This is a genomic window from Streptomyces sp. NPDC001410 (assembly GCF_042895235.1).
In the GTDB taxonomy this organism is placed as follows: domain Bacteria; phylum Actinomycetota; class Actinomycetes; order Streptomycetales; family Streptomycetaceae; genus Streptomyces.
Genome location: NZ_JBIAWE010000002.1, coordinates 457,264 through 476,182 on the forward strand (window position 1 = coordinate 457,264; position 18,919 = coordinate 476,182).

The 18,919-nt window shown below is 71.6% G+C and carries 14 protein-coding genes and 1 pseudogene; 9 read left to right on the top strand and 6 right to left on the bottom strand.

The annotated features are described in order from the left end of the window. The first annotated feature begins 224 nt into the window (after positions 1–224). Complete coding sequence (locus tag ACFY3C_RS05585; RefSeq protein ID WP_386571701.1) at positions 225–770, top strand: RNA polymerase sigma factor; 546 nt, start codon at positions 225–227, stop codon at positions 768–770. Position 771: 1 nt separating this feature from the next. After that, entirely contained in the window at positions 772–1,638 is an 867-nt protein-coding gene (locus ACFY3C_RS05590) for a hypothetical protein (protein ID WP_390769808.1), read from the top strand. A 54-nt stretch (positions 1,639–1,692) separates the two neighbouring features. Here ACFY3C_RS05590 and ACFY3C_RS05595 read toward each other — a convergent pair whose 3' ends face one another. Both ACFY3C_RS05595 and ACFY3C_RS05600 read right to left on the bottom strand, forming a co-directional pair. After that, entirely contained in the window at positions 1,693–4,995 is a 3,303-nt protein-coding gene (locus ACFY3C_RS05595) for a S8 family serine peptidase (RefSeq protein ID WP_390769809.1), read from the bottom strand. A 157-nt stretch (positions 4,996–5,152) separates the two neighbouring features. Beyond that, positions 5,153–5,695 carry a CGNR zinc finger domain-containing protein gene (locus ACFY3C_RS05600; RefSeq protein ID WP_390769810.1) on the bottom strand — a complete coding sequence of 181 codons (543 nt, stop codon included), beginning with the start codon at positions 5,693–5,695 and terminating at the stop codon, positions 5,153–5,155. 105 nt (positions 5,696–5,800) lie between these two features. Between ACFY3C_RS05600 and ACFY3C_RS05605 the strand changes: the two genes are divergently transcribed. The 6 genes from ACFY3C_RS05605 (at position 5,801) to ACFY3C_RS05630 (ending at position 12,374) form a co-directional block, all read left to right on the top strand. Beyond that, positions 5,801–6,247 (top strand): VOC family protein, encoded by a 447-nt coding sequence (locus ACFY3C_RS05605; protein WP_390769811.1) that lies wholly within the window; start codon positions 5,801–5,803, stop codon positions 6,245–6,247. A gap of 2 nt (positions 6,248–6,249) precedes the next feature. Then, positions 6,250–7,203 carry a pyridoxamine 5'-phosphate oxidase family protein gene (locus ACFY3C_RS05610; RefSeq protein ID WP_390769812.1) on the top strand — a complete coding sequence of 318 codons (954 nt, stop codon included), beginning with the start codon at positions 6,250–6,252 and terminating at the stop codon, positions 7,201–7,203. Positions 7,204–7,212: 9 nt separating this feature from the next. Then, a complete protein-coding gene (locus ACFY3C_RS05615; RefSeq protein ID WP_390769813.1) occupies positions 7,213–7,659 on the top strand; it encodes an NUDIX hydrolase in 447 nt (148 codons plus the stop codon). Between the two features lie 231 nt (positions 7,660–7,890). Next, positions 7,891–9,645 (top strand): TIGR03767 family metallophosphoesterase, encoded by a 1,755-nt coding sequence (locus ACFY3C_RS05620; RefSeq protein WP_390769814.1) that lies wholly within the window; start codon positions 7,891–7,893, stop codon positions 9,643–9,645. A 94-nt stretch (positions 9,646–9,739) separates the two neighbouring features. Next, the gene (locus ACFY3C_RS05625; protein ID WP_390769815.1) at positions 9,740–10,855 is read left to right on the top strand and encodes a serine hydrolase domain-containing protein; all 1,116 of its coding nucleotides are present in this window, start codon (positions 9,740–9,742) and stop codon (positions 10,853–10,855) included. 151 nt (positions 10,856–11,006) lie between these two features. Beyond that, positions 11,007–12,374, top strand: coding sequence for a glycosyltransferase (locus ACFY3C_RS05630; protein WP_390769936.1), 1,368 nt, complete (start codon positions 11,007–11,009; stop codon positions 12,372–12,374). On the opposite strand, the pseudogene ACFY3C_RS05635 reads toward ACFY3C_RS05630, so the two are convergent. The 3 genes and pseudogenes from ACFY3C_RS05635 to pepN all read right to left on the bottom strand — a co-directional run. Next, positions 12,324–12,734, bottom strand: a pseudogene (locus ACFY3C_RS05635) (GNAT family N-acetyltransferase); the annotation flags it as partial. The gene ACFY3C_RS05630 and the pseudogene ACFY3C_RS05635 sit on opposite strands and share 51 nt — an antisense overlap. 68 nt (positions 12,735–12,802) lie before the next feature. Then, positions 12,803–13,840: a hypothetical protein gene (locus tag ACFY3C_RS05640; RefSeq protein WP_386571715.1), complete on the bottom strand. Its 1,038-nt coding sequence runs from the start codon at positions 13,838–13,840 to the stop codon at positions 12,803–12,805. A 207-nt stretch (positions 13,841–14,047) separates the two neighbouring features. Next, a complete protein-coding gene (gene pepN, locus ACFY3C_RS05645) occupies positions 14,048–16,627 on the bottom strand; it encodes an aminopeptidase N (RefSeq protein ID WP_390769816.1) in 2,580 nt (859 codons plus the stop codon). A 140-nt stretch (positions 16,628–16,767) separates the two neighbouring features. On the opposite strand from pepN, the gene ACFY3C_RS05650 reads away from it, so the two are divergent. Beyond that, entirely contained in the window at positions 16,768–17,430 is a 663-nt protein-coding gene (locus tag ACFY3C_RS05650; protein WP_390769817.1) for a DsbA family protein, read from the top strand. 61 nt (positions 17,431–17,491) lie between these two features. On the opposite strand, the gene ACFY3C_RS05655 is transcribed toward ACFY3C_RS05650, so the two are convergent. Next, positions 17,492–18,919, bottom strand: a complete 1,428-nt coding sequence (locus tag ACFY3C_RS05655; protein WP_390769818.1) for an FGGY family carbohydrate kinase — start codon at positions 18,917–18,919, stop codon at positions 17,492–17,494.

Genomic DNA, 18,919 nt, shown 5'->3' on the forward strand with positions numbered 1-18,919 from the left:
GGAGTGGGACACGATCACCCGGCCGCCGGTTCCCGATGTCCGCCGTACCCCCTGCTGAGCTGGAGATATTCCCTTGCGGAGGGCCGCGTACCGGAAGCTGTGCTGTCCCGCCCCTGCCCGCCCGGCCCCCGGCCACGCGCGGTGTGACGTACGCCTCTGCGCAAGGGGCCGAACGTTTCCGTCCCCTCCGGCGTCGTAGGGGCAAACGCAGGAGGGGGTGGCTTGTGCTGCGCGGAGGGGCACGCCGCGAGCAGGGGGCGTATGCCGGTGCCGACCAGGCCGGTGACGATCCCCTGGACGCGGCCCAGGAACGCCGGGTGCGGGCGGTGCTCGCCCTCGGTGGCGTGCCGCAGGCGGACCTGCCGGACGGGGTGCAGCAGGTCCGGCTGCGGCTGCTGGAGCGGGCCGCGAGCGGGCGCGAGGCGCCGCGGGACGTGTCGGCGTGGGCGGCGGTGGTCGCCTCCAACCTCGCCATGGACTGGCACCGGGCCAAGCGGCGCCAGGAGCGGCTCGGGGAGCGGCTGGCGTCGCTGCGCGAGCCCGTGCACCCCTCCGGCGAGGAGACCAGCCTGCTCTCCCTCGCCGTCGCCCGGGGCCTGGACGAACTGCCCGACGCCCAGCGGCAGGTGGTGATCCTGCGCTTCTTCGCCGACCTGCCGGTGCGCGGGATCGCCGAGGAACTGGGCGTTCCCGAGGGCACGGTCAAGAGCAGGCTGCACACGGCGGTCCGCGCGCTGCGCGAGAGGCTGCACGAGGACGAGGTGGTGTGACGTGACCGCCGAACACGAGGGCGCGCGAGAGTACGCCGGCATGGACGCGCTCATGGCCGCGATCACGGGCGAACCGCTGCCGGAGGAGGCCCGCGAGGACGCCGCCTACCTGAGCGAACACACCTCGGCCGAGGCCGACGTGGCGGTGCTGAAGGAGCAGCTGACCTGGCTCGCGGAGGCGCTGACCGGGGAGGAACGGACGGCGGCACCGGCGGCCGAGGAGACCGGTTCCACGGCGGGCCCGGCCCGCAGCGCGCCGTCCGGGAAGCGCCCCCGGAGCACCACGCGCCCCGCCGCCCCCGCCCGCCCGGCCCGCCCGGGGCGCCCGTCCGGCCCGCGTCTGGCCCTGCGCCTCGCGCTCGGCACCCTCGTCGGCGCGGCGGCCTTCGGCATGGTCTTCGGGCTCGGCCGGCTGATCACGAACTCCGGGGCGAACGACTCGATGGGCGGCAGCAGCGCCGACGCGAAGAGCGACGCCCACGCCCCGGAGTACAGCGGCGACGGCGGCCGGCCATCCGACCCGGCGCTGGCCCTGGCCTGCTACCGGCTGGTCGTGGAGGGCACCGTCGCCAGGGTGGAGCCGAAGCCCGAGAACCCCTGGACCCTGGTCGTGCTGAAGGTGAGCCGTTCCTACAAGCCCGCGCACAAACCGGCCGAGGTCAGCTTCCTCCTCGACGGCGGCGCGAAGCCGGCCCCGCGCAAGGGACAGCACGTGCTGATCGGGGTCGGCCAGGGCCAGGACAACGCGAGCCTGTGGGCCGTCGGGGACAGCCGGGTGGCCGCCGACCGGGCGTGGATCACCGAGGCGCTGCCCGAGGCCCGGCACACCACGTGCCCGTCCGAGGAGGCGCCGACCGACAAACCGTGAGGGGCGGGTGTCCCTCCGGACACCCGCCCCTCACCTCACCTCAGGCCCGCCGCGTTACGGCGTGACCTTCTCGATCTTCACGCTGCCGACGCCCGCGACCGTGCCGCGCGCGTTCACCAGCTGCAGCCGGCCGAAGAACTCGCGGCCCGCGGGAGCCTCGGCGGCGGCCGTGACCTGGCCGGTCACCGTGGCCGAGTCACCCGTGCCGAGCTTGACCGGGGTCGAGTCGTCGACCGTGACGGTGCCGAGCGTGGAGGCGAAGAACACGTCCCGGTAGTCGTAGTCGGTCGCACCGGACGGGACCGCGTAGCCCACGACCTCGATGGTGTACGTGCCGGCGGCCGGGGACGGGACGGAGACCGCCTCCTCCGAGTCGCCGTCCGCGGACTGCGCGACCTGCTTGCCGCTCGCGTCGTACACGGTCAGGTCGAGGTCGGCGGCCGCGTCGGAGACATTGCCGATGGCCACGTCCAGGGACTTGGCGCCGGCCGGGACGTCCACCGTGGTGGTCTGGGTCTCGCCCTCCTTGATCGACGGACGGGCCGCCTTGGCGGAGCCCAGCGGGCCGCCGACCAGCTTGCCGTCGAGCGCCGCGTACTTGTTGGTCACCTTCCAGGAGGCGGTGGCCGGGGTGCCGACCTTGGCCTCGGGCACGGTCACGGTCTCCGGGTCGAAGGCCGCGCCGAGGACGGAGACGTCCAGCTTGTACGGGTTGTCGAGCAGCGGCGAGGTACGGCGCGACTCGACCTCGATCTCCCAGACACCGGCCTGCGGGTCGGCGTAGGAGCGGACGTCGGCCTTGCAGCCGTTGCCGTCGAGGTAGTTGTTGTAGCAGTACGGGGTGCCGGTGTTGTCGACCGGAGTGCCGTACGGGTGGATCGCGATGAACCGGGTCTGGCTCTTGTCCTTCAGCCCGCTCATCGCGACCTCGAGGGACTTGGCGCCCGCGGGCACGTTCAGGAAGTACGACTGCGTGCTGTTGCGCTGCACCGAACCCGAGGCGGAGTACGTGTAGTTCACCGGGGCGGAGACCACGACGGTGGTGAGGATCTGCTTGTCGACCCCCTCGGTCCGCGGGTCGTCGACCTCCAGGATCGCGCTCTTGATGCCCTCCGACCGCGGCGCCGCCTGGACCTTGACGGTCACCGGCTGGTTCAGCGGCAGTCGCACGACGTCGTCGCCGAGGATCCGGAAGGTGTCACCGGCGTTGTTCGCGAAGTGCAGCTCGTGCCAGACGGCCTTGTCCGGGCCGGAGGTACGGGTGATGGTGACGTCGTACGTCTTCTTCTGGCCGGCCTTCAGGCCGCCCTCGCGGTCGTACAGGCCGGTGCCGTAGCCCGGGATCTTGAGGGCCTGGTCGAGCGCGGTGTCGACCGGGGCCTTCACGGTGTAGTCGTGCGAGGTCGCGTCGTCGCGGATCGCGTCCCACGCGCCCACGATGTTGATGCGGCCCGCGCCCTCCTCGTACGCCTGCACACCCTTGATGTGGTCGGCGGTCGAGGTCAGCGCCGTGCGCAGCGTGGCGGGCGTCAGGTCGATGCCCTTCTGCTTGGCGGCCGACAGCAGCAGCGCGGAGGCGCCGGTGGCCTGCGGGGAGGCCATCGAGGTGCCCTGCAGCATCGAGTAGCCGGCCGGCAGCGAGTAGCCCGCCTCGGCGACCGGGGCGCCCGGCAGCCAGGTCTGGGTGGTGTTGATCGCGGCACCGGGCGCGACCAGGGTCGGCGTGAAGCCGCCGTCCTCACGCGGGCCGCGCGAGGAGAACGGCATCATCGCGTACCGCTTCTCCACCTGCGAGCCGTAGTTGGCCGCCCAGGTCTGCTTCGAGATGGCCGCGCCGACCGAGATCACCTTGTCCGCGAGGCCCGGGTCGCCGATGGTGTTGGCGCCGGGACCGGAGTTGCCCGCGGAGATGACGAGCTGGACGCCGTAGGTGTCGATGAGCCGGGTGTACAGCTCGGCGCGCGCGTTGTTGCCGTCGTTCAGCGCCGGGAGGCCGCCGATCGACATGTTGACGATGTCGACGCCCCGGTTGGTCACCAGGTCGATCATGCCCTCGGTGAGGGCGACGTTGGTGCAGCCGCCGGTCCAGGTGCAGGCACGGGACGAGACGATCTTCGCGCCGGGGGCCGCGCCGTTCATCTCGCCGCCGAACAGGCCGTTGGCGGAGGTGATGCCGGCCACGTGGGTGCCGTGCTCGGACTCGATGACGCCGATGTTGACGAAGTCGGCCTTCTTGCCGACCCAGGACCCGCCGTAGGGGTCCATCGGGACGTCCTTGCGGATCTGCACGACGAACGGCACCCGCTCGACGACGTCCGTCTTCGGGTCGTCGGCACCGAAGTAGCCGATCTGGTAGCCGTCCTTGTACGGCTTCATCGGCGTGTCGTCGGTGAAGTCGTGGTTGTTGTTCAGGTCGACCGTGACCGTGCCGGCCGCCGCGTCGTACAGGACGCCCCAGCTGTCGGTGGTGTCGCCGTCCCGGTCGAGGTCGCCCTTCTCGTCGCCGCCGGTGGTCGCGGACTCCTTGAAGGTGCTGATCCCGTACGAGCCCGCCGGCGCCGTCCAGGTCTGGCCGCCGTAGCTGAAGCTCGGGCCGGAGACCGAGGTGACCATGGGCCGCCAGGTGGCGTCGCTGTCCAGGATCGGGTCGGTCGCGGTCACCCAGTCGACGATCTTGCGCTCGCCGGTGGTGGTCTTCTGCAGCGCCGGGTGGCCGAGGTCGACGCCGGAGTCGAGGATGCCGATGGTGACGCCCCGGCCGTCCGCCTTCGGGTGCTCGTCGACGAAGTCGACGGCGCCGGTCTCGAAGGACGGGTTGTACGGGTTCTCGGCGGGCGTGTCCTTGCCGGGACCCCGGTAAGTCGTCGTGGCCGTCGCCGACTTGGCGGTGTCCGCGTTCGGCGCCGGGTCGTCGAGCGCGATCTCCTGGCGCAGGTCGATGGCGTGCACCGAGGACAGCTTCGCGGCGGCCGCGATCGCCGAGTCCGCCTTGGCGGTCGGGACGGTGGCGCGGACGTAGCCGAGCTTGTCGTAGGTGCGGCCCACCGAGCCGCCCTTGACCGCGTCCAGCTCCTCGGCGACCTGCTCGGTCTTCCCGGGCGCGGTCGCGACCATCATCGTGACGGTCTTGTCGCCGTCCGCCTTGGCCTCGGCGAGCAGTTCCGCGTCGTCCGAACCGAGCTTGTCCTGGGCGGACTTGACGCCGGGGTCGGCGGCCGTGGCGGGCGGTGTGTCCGCGGCGAGGGCCAGGGGTATCGGCCCGGTCGCACAGAGAGCGGCCACCACGCCCACGGCCAGGCCTATGCGGGTCAGGCGTCTGTGGCCGGGTATCGGATCGCGCTCGGGGGTGTGGGTCATCGGCATCCCTTGTAGGTAAAGAATCCAGTGCCGGACGAGGGCACAGCTTTACCCAAGGGCCAAGAATTTGGGACCCGTTGACCGAATCGATATGCATGTATGGGGAAAACCCGCGATGGGGTTTGAGCGGATTGGACCCGTCTGGTTCGGGATTCGCTCAGTTCTCCTTGGAGCGGGCGTAATGACGGGACGCCTTCGCCCGGTTGCCGCACGCGGCCATCGAACACCAGCGGCGGGTGCCGTTCCTGGACGTGTCGAAGAAGTGCAGGATGCACGTCTCATGGGCACAGGCACGGATCCGGTCCGGGGCCTGCGCCAGCAGCTCCAGGTAGTTCCGGGCGGCCAGCCAGGCCGGACCCCAGGCCGGATCGGCGAACTCGGGCTCCTCGGCCGCCCCCCGCTCGGTCAGCCGGGCCCGGATGCGCCCGTGCGCGAGGACGGCGTCGACGAGCGGCGCCCCCTCGGCCAGTGACCCGTCCACCGCGGCCTTCAGCGCCTCCCGCGCCTGGCGCACATGGTCCAGCACGTCCTCGTCGGCCGCGTGGGCGCCGTCGAGCCCGTTGCTCGCGAGCCACACCGCGAGCCCCTCGGTGTCGGCGAGCAGGTCCTGGGTGACGCCCTCCCGGTTCCAGCGGGTGTTGATCAGGTCGAGGGCGAGGGGCTCACCGGTGAGCGGGCGGGGATCGCGGGCGGCGGACATCGGGCACTCCTTCTCGGCTAACCGCTCAAGGGTACGTGACTGGTTGCGCCTCCGCCTCTAACCCTCTACTCTTATGTCAACGGTTACAAACCCGATGGGGGAGCCATGACTCTGCACACCGGCCACACCGGCCTGAATGTCACCGACCTCGACCGCTCGCTCGCCTTCTACCGGGACGTCCTGGGCTTCACCCTGCTCGCCGAGGGCAAGGAGGACGACCGGCGCTACGCGTTCCTGGGCGACGGCGGTGAAGGCCCCGTCCTCACCCTCTGGCAGCAGGCGCGTCAGGGGTACGACGGCGGCCGGGCCGGACTGCACCACCTGGCCTTCACGGCCGACTCGATGGACCGGGTCCGGGAGTACGAGACGGCGCTGCGCGGCGCCGGGGTGGAGTTCGCCCACGAGGGCGTGGTGGCCCACCGGGAGGGCGCGGCCTCCGGCGGGATCTTCTTCCACGACCCGGACGGCACCCGCCTGGAGATCGCCGCGCCGCTGGGCGCCGAGACCGCCCCGGCCCCGAACGCATCTGCTCCGACCTGCGGTTTCTTCTAGCGATGGGCACCTATCACGAGGGCTCGCTCGCCGTGCAGGAGCTCATGGGCGTACGCGACCGAGCCGAACACGTGGGCCGCTCCCTCGGCCAGGACATCAAGCCGGTCGCGGCGGCCTTCCTGGAACTCCAGCCCCTGCTGATCGTGGGCGCGGCGGCTCCGGAGACGGGCCGGGTATGGGCGTCCGCCCTGACGGGCGCACCGGGCTTCGTACGGGCCACGGGCCCGAGACAGATGTCGGTCATCACGAACACCGGCCAGGGCAGCCAACCCAAAGGGGCGCGGGGAACTGCGCGAGCAACCACATGCGACCCGCACTCGCACGACGGAGATCCGCTCACCACGGCCCTCAAAACCACCGGCACTCACATAGGCACCATCGCCCTGGATCCCCGTACCCGCCGCCGCATGCGCCTCAATGGTCGGCTGAGGCCGACAGACCGCGGCTTTGCCGTCACCGCAGACCAGGTCTTCTCCAACTGCCCCAAGTACATCCAACGCAGGGAGTCCTACGAGACCCTCACCGACCGCACACCAGGCACCCCCCACCCACTGACCGAACTCACCCACCAGGCAGCGGAGTTCATACACGCGGCCGACACCTTCTTCCTGGCCACCGTGCACCCCGGCGGAGCCGACGTCAGCCACCGCGGCGGCAACCCCGGCTTCGTCCAGGTCCGTTCACCGCACGAACTGAGCTGGCCCGACTACTCCGGCAACGCCATGTTCCTCACCCTCGGCAACCTGCGCACCGACCCGCGCGCCGGGCTGCTCTTCCTGGACTGGACGACCGGCACGGTGCTGCAACTCACCGGCGAGGCGCACACCGAGTTCACGGCCGACGGCGAGCGAACGGTCCGCTTCACCGTCGCCGAGGCGATCGAGACCCCCGCCGCCCTGCCCCTTCGCTGGTCCGCGCCCGAATATTCGCCCGCCAACCCGGAGCCCACCCGCTAACGTCCGTCCATGCGACGGAAGCTGAGGGTGGCGGCCTACGCCGTGTGCGTGCGCGACGGACAGATCCTGCTCGCCCGCTCGTCGGGCCTCGACGGGACCCCCGAGTGGGTGCTGCCGGGCGGCGGCATGGAGCACGGCGAGGACCCGTACGACACCGTTCGCCGCGAGGTGACCGAGGAGACCGGCTACCGCATCGAGGTGACCGGCCTCCTCGGCGTGGACTCCCTCCGGCTCACCGGCTCCCGCCGCTTCGGCCGCCGTACGGACCACCACGGCGTGCGGATCGTCTACTCGGGCGAGATCGTCGGCGGTGAACTCCGCAACGAGGTCGGCGGCTCCACCGACTTCGCCGGCTGGCAGGACCTGGATGCCGTACCCGGCCTGAACCGGGTGCCGCTCATCGACACGGCGCTGCGGCTGTGGCGCGAGCGCCCTGCCGCGGGGCGGGTGGAATAGCTTCACTACCCCGGAAGATGAACACGGAGTGACCGCCTCCCGGCCGTCCGAGGAGCGGTTGTGGACGCGGAAGGTGGCCCGAGATCCACGTACGGTGATCGGCGCTGTGCGTTGCTGTCGTGTTCACGCACAGGTCATCCCCGGTGCCAAGCATCCAGAGCGAGCGGGATGTTCGCGAGAGCGATCGCCCGCGACCACTGCCGACGCGTTCGCACTCGGGGAGATCGCGCCATGTCGCGCATACGCTCTGTCGCCACCTCCGCACTGGGGGTCCACCGCCGTACCGTCCTTGCCGCCGCCGGAGCGGTCTCACTCTCCGCGGGCGTCGGCTACGCCCTTCGCCCCACCGACAGCCAGGCCGCCGCCAGAACCGCGGAGGCGCCCGTCGCCCACTCCCGGCAGGCCGCCGCGGCGACCGCACTCGCGCCCTACACCAAGGGCACCACCCTCTCCTCCGTCGCCGCACCCCGCACCAGCTCCGGCTACCGGCGCCTCGGCGACGGCGCGGGCTGGAAGCGGGTCGTGCGCAGCGAGCTGGCGGCCCCCAAGTCCGGCCGCGCGTCCCGCCGTACGCCCCTCGCCGCGTTCGTGCAGTTCACCGACCTGCACCTGCAGGACGTCCAGCACCCGCTGCGTCTGGAGTACCTGCGCTCCACCGACCCGCACGCCTGGCGCCCGCAGGAGGCGCTGACCGTGCAGGGCGCCATCTCGCTCGTCGAGCGGGTCAACGCGCTGCGCGGCGCGCCCGTCACCGGCTCGCCGCTCCACTTCGTCATGACCACCGGCGACAACACCGACAACAACGCCCACTCCGAACTGGAGTGGTACATGAAGGTGATGAGTGGCGGCCGTATCACGCCCAACTCCGGTGACCCGCGGCACTTCGAAGGCGTGCAGAACAGCGGCCTCAAGCTGTACTGGCAGCCCGACTCCACCACCCGCGACGGCGACAAGGCGCTCGGCTTCCCGTACCTGAAGGGCTTCCTGGCCGCCGCGATCCGCGAGGTGCGCAGCCCCGGCCTCAACCTGCCGTGGTACTCCACCGTCGGCAACCACGACGCCCTTCCGCTCGGCTGCTACGGCTCCCACGGCGACCCCTACCTCGCCGAGGCGGCCATCGGCGGCAAGAAGCTGATGAACGTCACCGCCGCCGAGGCCAAGAAGCTCCAGGACGCCATCAAGCAGGCCACCGACCCCAAGGGTGTCGGCTACCGCGACTTCCTCAAGGCCCACGCCCGCTCGATGCGCTCGGTCACCCCGGACGAGAAGCGGGCGCCGTACACCTCCGCGGACTATCTGAAGGCTCACCTGGACCCCGCCCACCAGGGCCTCGGCCCGGTCGGCCACGGCTACTCCTCGGCGAACCTGGACGCGGGCACCCAGTACTACGCCTTCCGCATCTCCGAGGACGTCATCGGCATCAGCCTCGACACCACCGACGCCGGCGGCCACTACGAGGGCTCCATCGGCACCGCCCAGCTGAACTGGCTGAAGAAGACCCTGACGGACAACAAGGACTCCTACGCCGTCGTCTTCAGCCACCACACCAGCAAGACGATGACCAACACCCGCCCCGACCCGGCCCACCCGGGGGAGCGCCGCCACAACGGTGCCGAGGTGGTCTCGGTGCTGTCCGCCCACGCCAACGTGCTGGCCTGGGTGAACGGCCACATCCACAAGAACGTCATCACCCCGCACCAGGCGTCCGGCGGCCGCTCCTTCTGGGAGATCTCCACCGCCTCGCACGTCGACTACCCGCACCTCGCCCGGATCATCGAGCTGGTGGACAACAAGGACGGCACGATCTCCCTGTTCACCACCCTGATCGAGTCCGCGGCTCCGCACCGCACCGACTTCGCCGACCTCTCCCAGACCGGTCTCGCCGCCCTCTACCGCGAGCTGGCCTTCAACGCCCCCGGCGCCAAGACGACCCTCGCGGGCACCGCGGCCGACCGGAACACCGAGCTGGTGCTGAAGAAGGGCTGATATTCACTCAACCTGCCTACAGGCGGGCAACCTTCGCACACCACCACCAGGTCCCTTCCCCCGACCGAACCGAACGGCACAGTTGGGGGAAGACATGCGTGCACGTACGACCCTGGTGGGCGCCACCGCCCTGGTCCTGTCGCTGGCCCTGGCGGGCCCGGCCTTCGCGGCCGGGCCCGCCACGGGCGGCCACTCCGCCACCCGCAAGGCCATCGAGGCGGCCGTCCAGGCCGGTGTGCCCGGCGTGACCGCCACCGCGAAGGACAGCCACGGCACCTGGTCCACGACGGCCGGCGTCGGCGACACCCGCACGGGCGCGCCGCGCTCGACGGCCGACCGCTACCGCGTCGGCAGCATCACCAAGACGTTCGTCTCCACCGTCCTGCTCCAGCTGGAGGCGGAGGGCCGGCTGTCACTCGACGACACGGTGGAGAAGTGGCTGCCCGGGGTGGTGCACGGCCACGGCCACGACGGGGGCCGCATCACCGTCCGCGAGCTCCTCAACCACACCAGCGGCATCTACAACTACACCTCCGACGAGGACTTCGGCCGCACCTACTTCACCAAGGACGGCTTCTACGCGCACCGCTACGACACGATCACCCCGCGTGACCTCGTTGCGATCGCGATGAGGCACGAGCCGGACTTCGCGCCGGGCACGTCCTGGCGGTACTCCAACACGAACTACGTCCTGGCCGGCATGGTGATCGAGAAGGTGACGGGCCACTCGTACGCCGACGAGATCACCCGCCGCATCATCGCCCCGCTGCACCTGACGGCCACCTCCCTTCCCGGCACGCGGGTCACCGTCCCGCGGCCCAGCAGTCGCGCCTACTCGAAGTTCACCGAGACGACGGGCCCGTCGTACGACGTCACGAAGCTCAACCCCGCCATCGCCTCCTCGGCCGGCGAGATGATCTCGAACTCCGCCGACCTGGACCGCTTCTACAGCGCCCTCCTGCGGGGCAGGCTGCTCCCGCCCCGGCAGCTGAAGGAGATGAAGACCACGGTGCAGGACACCGGGTACGGCCTCGGCCTGGCGGACTACACGCTGAGCTGCGGCGTCCACGTCTGGGGCCACGACGGCGGCATCCACGGCTCCGCCTCCGCGGCGGTGACGACCGCCGACGGCCGCCACTCCCTGGCGGCCAATTTCAACGGGGACTGGACCGGGGACATGATCGCGGTGGCGGAAGGGGAGTTCTGTTAGTCAACGTTTCATTCGCGTAGTTCTGTGTTAACCCGTACGCAATGTCCGTACCGCCTTATATCGGCTAACCCGCTGTGGACGGGGATGGCTCGATCTTCTCGATCATTTATGCAAGGCGGGTGGTCGTGTGCGTACGAGGCACGGACTGCGTGTGCTGTCGGTCTACGAGGGCTTCTTCTCCGGAGGAGCCAGGATCGTGCACAGTGACGTCGTACTGGGACTGGCCGAGGGCGGCCAGTCCCACCGGGTGCTCAGCATCCATGGTGAGGTCCACCGCGAGGCCACCAGGCAGCGCATGGAGGACGACCACTGCTACCGCGCGCTGACGGCCGGCGAGGTCGCCGTCACGTCGCTGGGCCGCACCGCGGGACTGGTGGACGGCTCGGTTGCGGCGTCTGTTTTCAGCGGACCGGAGCTGGCCGAAACCGCTCGGGCCATGGCCGGGGCGGATGTGATCCTCTCCCTCAAGGAGCAGCCGCTCGCCCTCCTGAACCAGGCCGGGCTGCCCCGCCGCCCGGTCGTGGTCGGCCTGCACCGCTCCGACCCCGAGAACCAGGGCCCCGCCCTGGACGAGCTGAAGGCGGCGATCGCCGACGGCACCGTGGCGGCGTGCGTGTGCTGCGCCGAGTCGACGCGGGCCGCCTACGAGGCCGCCGGCATCCCGGCCGAGCTGCTGCATGTGATCCCCAACGGCGTCGACCTGCTCCGGTTCCGCCCGGACGCGGCGGCCCGGCTGGCGTTCCGCACGTCCCTGGGCATCCCGGCCGGCGCCCCGGTGGTGGTCTTCGCGGCCCGGTACGCGCACATGAAGAACGTCCCCCTCTTCCTCCGGGCCGCCCGGACCTGGCTGGCCCGCGAGGGCGGCGGCCACGTGGTGATGTGCGGGGCCGGGATGACGGCCGCCAACCCCGCCCTGCGGGCGGACCTGGCGGCCGCCTTCGCCGGGGAGCCGGGCCTCGCGGGCCGGGTGCACCTGCTCGGCGTGCGGCACGACATGGAGGCCGTCTACGCGGGCTCCGACGTCGTCGCCCTGACCTCCGTCTCCGGGGAGGCGGCGCCGCTGTGCCTGATCGAGGGCATGATGTGCGGCGCGGTCCCGGTGACGACGGACGTCGGTGACAGTGCGGCGATCGTCACCGGCCACGGCTTCGTCACCCCGCCCGACCCCGGCGCGATCGCCCTCGCCTGGTCGGCCGCGATCGCGGGCCGCGCCGAGCTGGCTCCCGCCCTGGAACGCAGCCGTGAGCGCTTCAGCCGCACCCGCATGATCGCCGCGTACGCCGCGCTGCTCGACGAGGTGTACGCCTCACACGTGGGCGGGCAGCTGGTCGCCGCGCAGCACGCTGTAGGCGACGCCGTCCCGCCACTTCCCGTCCCGGAAGACGATGCCGCGCAGTACGCCCTCGCGAGTGAAGCCGGCCTTCTCCAGGGCCCGCTGCTCGGCGACGTTCTCGGCCTCGGTGTCCGCCTCGATCCGCATCACGGGGGTGTGGGCGAAGAGGTGGCGGACGAGCTGTAGCTGGGCCCGGGTGCCGATCCCGCGCCCGCAGGCCTCGGGCAGCAGCTGGGCGCCGATGTTCCAGCAGTGGGTGGAGGGCGCGACGACGCGCTTGCGCCAGGCGACGAACCCGAGCGGATCGGCGGCGTCCGCCACCACCAACAGGCCGCCGTCCTCGCCCAGCAGCCCGTTCTCGGCGAAGCGGCGCCGGAACCGCCCGGGGTCCGACCAGCCGTACCACTGGAACGGTCCGGCGGTCTCCGGCTCCAGCAGGAACCGTTCCAGTACGTTCAGGTCGTCCTCGCGAGCGGGACGCAGTACGACGGCTTCATCACTCATCCCGACACAGTAACGTGCGTTCGGCCGACCGGAGTTGGACATGAGGAGGGGCCACCGGCGTCGCCCCGGTGGCCCCTCTTCTCCCCTCCTGGTGCGTGCCCGGTCCGTCACTACCGCGGGAGCACCACGACATAGGCGGCCGGGTCGCGGTCGCCGGAGGCCATCAGGGCCGTGCGGACGACCGCCGCCTGTTGCTCCAGGGACGCCCGGAGCTTCCTGGGGGTGATGTAGACGACCGTGATCCCCAGGCGTTCCAAGTGCTCGCGCTTGCGCGCGTATTCCGACCAGAGGGCGTCGTCGTCCTGGCGAGGGGCGCGGGTGTCCAGTTCCACCGCGACCGCCTGCTCGGGCCAGTACGCGTCCACGCCGCCCAGGTGGGGGCCGCCGGGCAGGCGCAGGTCCACGTTCCAGACCGGGTCGGGCAGGCCGTACTCGGCGACCATCCGGTAGAGGCGGTTCTCCGCGATCGCCCGGCCCTCGGCCAGCAGCGCGTCCACCGCGTCCACCACATGCGGCCGGTTCAGCAGCTTGGCCTGGGTCAACTCCCGTACGACTGCTGCCGGTTCGCAGTGGCGGGCGCGTACCGCCTCGGTCAGCAGCCGGCGTACCGCGCCCGCGTCCGTCAGCTCGGCCACCGCGTCCGCCAGTGCGCGCGGCACCGGTGCCACCGGCAGGCCCGTCACTGTGCGGGGGGTGGGCAGGGAGGGGGTGCGCAGGACGCGGACGTACCCGCTGGAGCGCAGCCGGCGCAGGCGCGGGATCAGGACGTCGATGCGGTCCAGGGAGAGGAGCGGCGGGGTGGAGGAGAACCCGTGCAGGGTGAGGGCCGCGAGGCCCGTGATGACGGCGTCCGCGTGCACCGGGCGGTGCGGCTCGTCGGCCGCGGGCTGGGCCGGGACGCCCGGGGCCCACTCCCGCGCCGCGTACAGCAGGGCCCCGTGCAGGCGCTCCTCGCTGGTCGCCGGGCCGGGGTGGAGCAGGACCACGCCGGGCAGCAGCTGCTGCCAGGGGCCGCCGGTGCGGCACTGTTCGTTCAGTTCGGCCGTGGAGACGCCGTGCGAGCGGAGCTGACCCGCCGTCAGAACGCGGCGGTGGACCTCGGAGAGGTGACGGAGGGGGCGGGGGGAGAGCGGGGTGTTGTGCGTCATGGCGTCGGGATTCCCGCGCTCTGTCCCTCCTTTAACCGCTGTTACACGGCCGTCGATAAATGCGGACAAGACGGCACTAAAGGACGCGTGTTCGGGTGCCGAGTAGGCACGGAAAACCCCTGGTCCAATCGGGTGCGGACCAGGGGTTACGGCTGCTATTGCCTGAATTCCGTAACGGTCACCGACCGGGAAAGCTCAGGCCAATGATCAGGCTCCGGCGGCCGCCGTGTCGCACGCCTGTGCGCGCAGCGACCGCGCCAGGTCGTCCCGCGCCTCCAGCACCAGCCGGCGCAGCGCGGGCGCCGCGTCCGCGTGGGCCGCAAGCCACGCGTCCGTCGCGTCCAGCGTCTCCTGCCGGTCCTGGAAGCCGGGGAACAGGCCCCGTACGACGTCCATGCCGATCTGGATCGACCGCTCCTGCCACACCCGCTCGATCGCCGCGAAGTACTTCTCGGCGTACGGCGCCGTCAGCTCTCGCTGCGAGGGCCGGTCGAAGCCCGCGATCGTCGCCTCCACCAGCGCGTTCGACAGGGCGTCGGACTCCACGACCTGCGCCCAGGCCTGGGCCTTGACCGCCGCCGACGGCCGCGCGGCCAGACAGCGGACCTGGTGACGCTTGCCGGACGCCGTGTCGTCACGGGCCAGTTCGGCCGCGAGGGCGGACTCGTCGGCCACTCCCTGGGCCGCCAGCGCATCCAGGAACGCCCAGCGCAGCTCCTGGTCCACGTCCAGGCCCTCGACCGTCTCCGTGCCGTCGAGCAGGCCCTTCAGCAGTGCCAGGTCCGTCTCGCCGGCGGCGACCGTCGCGAAGAACCGCGCCCAGGCCAGCTGGTGCTCACTGCCGGGCTCGGCCGCCTGCAGCTCGCGCAGCGCGCCCTCGGCGAGCAGCTCCTCGCCGGTCGCCCGCCACTCGGGGGCCGCGTAGTGCACCAGCGCCGATTCCGCCCACGCGTGCAGCATCTGCAGCACGCCGATGTCGGACTCCCGGCCCGCGAACCGCAGCACCAGGTCCACGAAGTCCCGCGCCGGCAGCAGGGCGTCCCGGGTCAGGTTCCACAGCGCCGACCAGCACAGGGCGCGCGCCAGCGGGTCGGTGAGCGCGCCCAGGTGCTCGCGCAGGGTGGCCAGCGAGGTCTCGTCGAAGCGGATCTTGCAGTAGGTCAGGTCGTCGTCGTTGACCAGCACCAGCTCCGGGGCCTCGGCGCCCGCCAGCTCCGCCACGACCGTGCGCGGACCCTCGACGTCCGTCTCCACGCGCGCGTACCGCTCCAGGGCGCCCTCGGGCGTACGGCGGTACAGGCCCACCGCGACCCGGTGCGGGCGCTCCTCGGGGTGCGACTCCGGCGCCACCTGCACCACCGCCAGCTCGGCCACCCGGCCCTCGGCGTCCAGCAGCACCTGCGGGGTCAGCGAGTTCACCCCGGCCGTCTGCAGCCAGGAGCGGGCCCACGCGGACATGTCCCGGCCGCTGGTCTCCGCCAGTACCGACAGCAGGTCGCCCAGGCGCGTGTTGCCGTACGCGTTCCGCTTGAAGTAGCGGCGCGCGCCCTCCAGGAACGCGTCCTGGCCGACGTACGCCACCAGCTGCTTGAGCACCGAGGCGCCCTTGGCGTAGGTGATGCCGTCGAAGTTGAGCTTGGCGTCCTGCAGATCGCGGATGTCCGCGGTGATCGGGTGCGTGGAGGGCAGCTGGTCGGCGCGGTAGGCCCAGGCCTTGCGGCGGTTGGCGAAGGTGATCCAGGCGTCGGTGAAGCGGGTCGCGCCGACGTTCGCGAACGTGCCCATGAAGTCCGCGAAGGACTCCTTCAGCCACAGGTCGTCCCACCACACCATGGTGACCAGGTCGCCGAACCACATGTGCGCCATCTCGTGCAGGATGACGTTGGCCCGCGCCTCGTAGGAGGCCTGCGTCACCTTCCCGCGGAAGATGTACTCCTCGCGGAAGGTCACCATCCCCGGGTTCTCCATCGCGCCCAGGTTGTACTCGGGCACGAACGCCTGGTCGTACTTCCCGAACGGGTACGGGTAGTCGAAGTGCTCGTGGAAGAAGTCCAGGCCCTGCTTGGTGACCAGGAGGACGTCGTCGGCGTCGAAGTGCGGGGCGAGACCCTTGCGGCACATCGCGCCGAGCGGGATCTCCAGCTTCGTCCCGTCCTCGAAGATCCGCTCGTAGGAGTCCGTCACATAGTGGTACGGACCCGCCACCACGCAGGTGATGTACGTCGAGATCGGCTTCGTCTCCGCGAACCGCCAGACACCGTCGGTGAGTTCACCGGCGCCGTTGCTCCACACCGTCCAGCCCTCGGGTGCCTGCACCTCGAAGCGGTACGGCGCCTTCAGGTCCGGCTGCTCGAAGTTCGTGAAGACACGGCGGGCGTCGGCCGGCTCGTACTGGGTGTAGAGGTAGACCTCGCCGTCCTCGGGGTCCACGAAGCGGTGCATGCCCTCGCCGGTGCGGGAGTAGGCGCACTGCGCGTCGACCGTCAGCTCGTTCTCGGCGGCCAGGTCCTCCAGCGCGATCCGGGTGCCGTCGAAGACCTCGCCCGGGTCCAGGTCCTTCCCGTTCAGCGTGACCGACGTCACGCTCGGGGCGACCAGGTCGGCGAACGTGGACGCGCCCGGCTCGTTGCAGCGGAACCTGATCGTGGTCACCGAGCGGAACGTGCGCGGCTCGCCGTTCCCGTCGCCCACGGCGGAACGCAGGTCCAGCGCCACCTCGTACCCGTCGACGGACAACAGGGCGGCCCGCTCCCGGGCCTCGTCGCGGGTCAGATTCTCACCGGGCACGGGCGGCACTCCCTCGTGATCGCTTGGATGGGGATGGATCAGGACCGATCCTGCCACGCACTCCTGACACGGGACACCAGGGAATGGGGATGGCGAAGGGAATGTTGACCTTTCAAAAGACCGTTTCGCTGAGGAGAAGCATGTCCGAGACCGTGACCACGAGCGGCAAGACCCCCGTGGACTTCTGGTTCGACCCGCTGTGCCCCTGGGCCTGGATGACCTCCCGCTGGGTGCTGGAGGTGGAGAAGGTCCGCGAGATCGAGGTCCGCTGGCACATCATGAGTCTCGCCGTCCTCAACGAGAACAAGCTGGACGAGCTGCCCGAGGAGTACCGGGAGATGCTCGCCGTCAAGGCGTGGCAGCCGGTGCGCGTGGTCACCGCGGCCTGGCAGAAGCACGGCGCGGACATCCTCGGCCCGCTCTACACCGCGCTCGGCACCCGCTTCCACAACAACGGCGAGGGCGCGACGCTGGAAGCCATCGCCGCTGCGCTCGCGGACGTCGGCCTGCCCGCCGAGCTGATCGAGTACGCCGAGCAGAAGGACTTCGAGTTCGACGCCGAGCTGCGCGCCTCCCACCAGGAGGGCATCGAGAAGGTCGGCCAGGACGTCGGCACCCCGGTCATCGCGGTCCCGGGCCCCGACGGTGAGCAGATCGCCTTCTTCGGTCCGGTCGTCACCCCCGCCCCCAAGGGCGAGGAGGCGGCCCGCCTGTGGGACGGCACCCTCGCCGTGGCCTCCGTCCCCGGCTTCTACGAGATCAAGCGGACCCGCACCAAGGGCCCGGACTTCAGCAACCTGTAAGCCCTGAACCTGTAAGCCTTTGTAAGTCCTGAATAGTGCGAGTTCTACCGAACGGGCCCGGTCAGCGCCGGGCCCGTTCCCGTGCCTCCGCCAGGCGCCCGAGGTGCTCCTCGTACCCCTTCGCGTAGTACGCGGCCCGGTCCGCGTCCGGCTCGACGACCCGGGTCGGCTCGGTCCAGGCCGCCGCGTCCAGGGCCGTGCCGAACCGCTCGGCCGCCGCCAGCACCGCGCCCCGCGCGCCCACCTCACCCTCGACCACCCGCAGCGGGCGGCCCAGCACGTCCGCCAGGAGCCGCATCCAGGCGGGGCTGCGGGTGCCGCCGCCGCACACCGCCAGCGTCCCGGTCAGGCCCGCCGCCGCCAGGCAGTGCCGGGCCGCGTAGCCGATCCCCTCGCAGGTGGCGCGGATCAGGTCGGCGGGCGTCGACTCCAGGGAGACACCCGTGAGTTCGGCCCGCAGCCGGGGCTCCACGAAGGGGGCGCGCTCGCCGGAGGGCGCGAAGTACGGCAGCACCCGCACCCCGTGGGCGCCCGGCGGGGTGGCGGCCAGCAGGGCGTCGACCTCCTCGTGCCGCACGCCCGTCGTGTTCAGCACCCAGTCCAGGGCCGCCGTGCCGACCATCGCGGGCATCGCGCGCAGCCAGTGACCGGACCGGTCGGTGGAGATGTACAGGCCGGCCGGTTCGCCGCCGAGGTCCAGGTCCGTGGTGGCGACCAGCGCGGCCAGGCAGGTGCCGACGATCAGCAGGCCGTCACCGGGCACGGTGACGCCCGCGCCGAGCGCACAGGCCGGCAGGTCGTACGGGCCGTTCGCCAGCCGGGTGCCGGGCGGCAGCCCCGCGCCGCGCGCCGCGCCCGTCGCCACCGGATCGCCGACCGGCGCGAGCAGGCCCCGGCGGTGGGTCAGACCGAGCACCTCCACGACCCGGTTGTCGTAGGACCGGGTGCGCGGGTCCAGGAACGGCATCGACGCGTCCGACACGTCCGTCACCGCCCGTGCCGCGCCGGTCAGCCGCTGGAAGACCATGTCCTTGCAGTAGACGGCCGCGGCGGCCGCGTCCAGGGCCTTCGGCTCGTACCGGTCGAGCCACGCCAGCAGCGGGCCCGGGCAGCCCGGGAACATCGCGCCACCGGTGCGCCGGAACACGGTCTCGAAGGTGCCGTCCGCCAGCCACTGGTCGACCAGTTCATGGGCCCGGCCGTCCATCCAGGAGGCCGCCGGCCGCACCGGCCGGCCCGCCCCGTCCACCAGCCACACCCCGTCGCCCTGCCCGGTCAGCCCGGCCAGCTCCACCGGCTCCGGCACCCGCGCGGTCAGCGCCTCCAGTACGGCGACGACCGCCCCGTACACCTCCTCCATGTCCTGCTCCACGGCCCCGCCGCGCAGGTCGAGCCCCACCGGCCGTGCCTCGACGCCCAGTTCGCGCCCTCGGCCGTCGAACGCGGCGGCCTTCACCATGGACGTGCCCACATCGATCCCGACGAACAT

Bases quoted from the DNA above. Each gene is read 5' to 3' on its own strand.
- ACFY3C_RS05600 (WP_390769810.1), bottom strand. From the start codon at position 5,695: ATGTCCGCCGCCCGCGATCCCCGCCCGCTCACCGGTGAGCCCCTCGCC.
- ACFY3C_RS05615 (WP_390769813.1), top strand. From the start codon at position 7,213: ATGCGACGGAAGCTGAGGGTGGCGGCCTACGCCGTGTGCGTGCGCGAC.
- ACFY3C_RS05595 (WP_390769809.1), bottom strand. From the start codon at position 4,995: ATGACCCACACCCCCGAGCGCGATCCGATACCCGGCCACAGACGCCTG.
- ACFY3C_RS05610 (WP_390769812.1), top strand. From the start codon at position 6,250: ATGGGCACCTATCACGAGGGCTCGCTCGCCGTGCAGGAGCTCATGGGC.
- ACFY3C_RS05650 (WP_390769817.1), top strand. From the start codon at position 16,768: ATGTCCGAGACCGTGACCACGAGCGGCAAGACCCCCGTGGACTTCTGG.
- ACFY3C_RS05625 (WP_390769815.1), top strand. From the start codon at position 9,740: ATGCGTGCACGTACGACCCTGGTGGGCGCCACCGCCCTGGTCCTGTCG.
- ACFY3C_RS05605 (WP_390769811.1), top strand. From the start codon at position 5,801: ATGACTCTGCACACCGGCCACACCGGCCTGAATGTCACCGACCTCGAC.
- ACFY3C_RS05640 (WP_386571715.1), bottom strand. From the start codon at position 13,840: ATGACGCACAACACCCCGCTCTCCCCCCGCCCCCTCCGTCACCTCTCC.
- ACFY3C_RS05620 (WP_390769814.1), top strand. From the start codon at position 7,891: ATGTCGCGCATACGCTCTGTCGCCACCTCCGCACTGGGGGTCCACCGC.
- ACFY3C_RS05655 (WP_390769818.1), bottom strand. From the start codon at position 18,919: ATGTTCGTCGGGATCGATGTGGGCACGTCCATGGTGAAGGCCGCCGCG.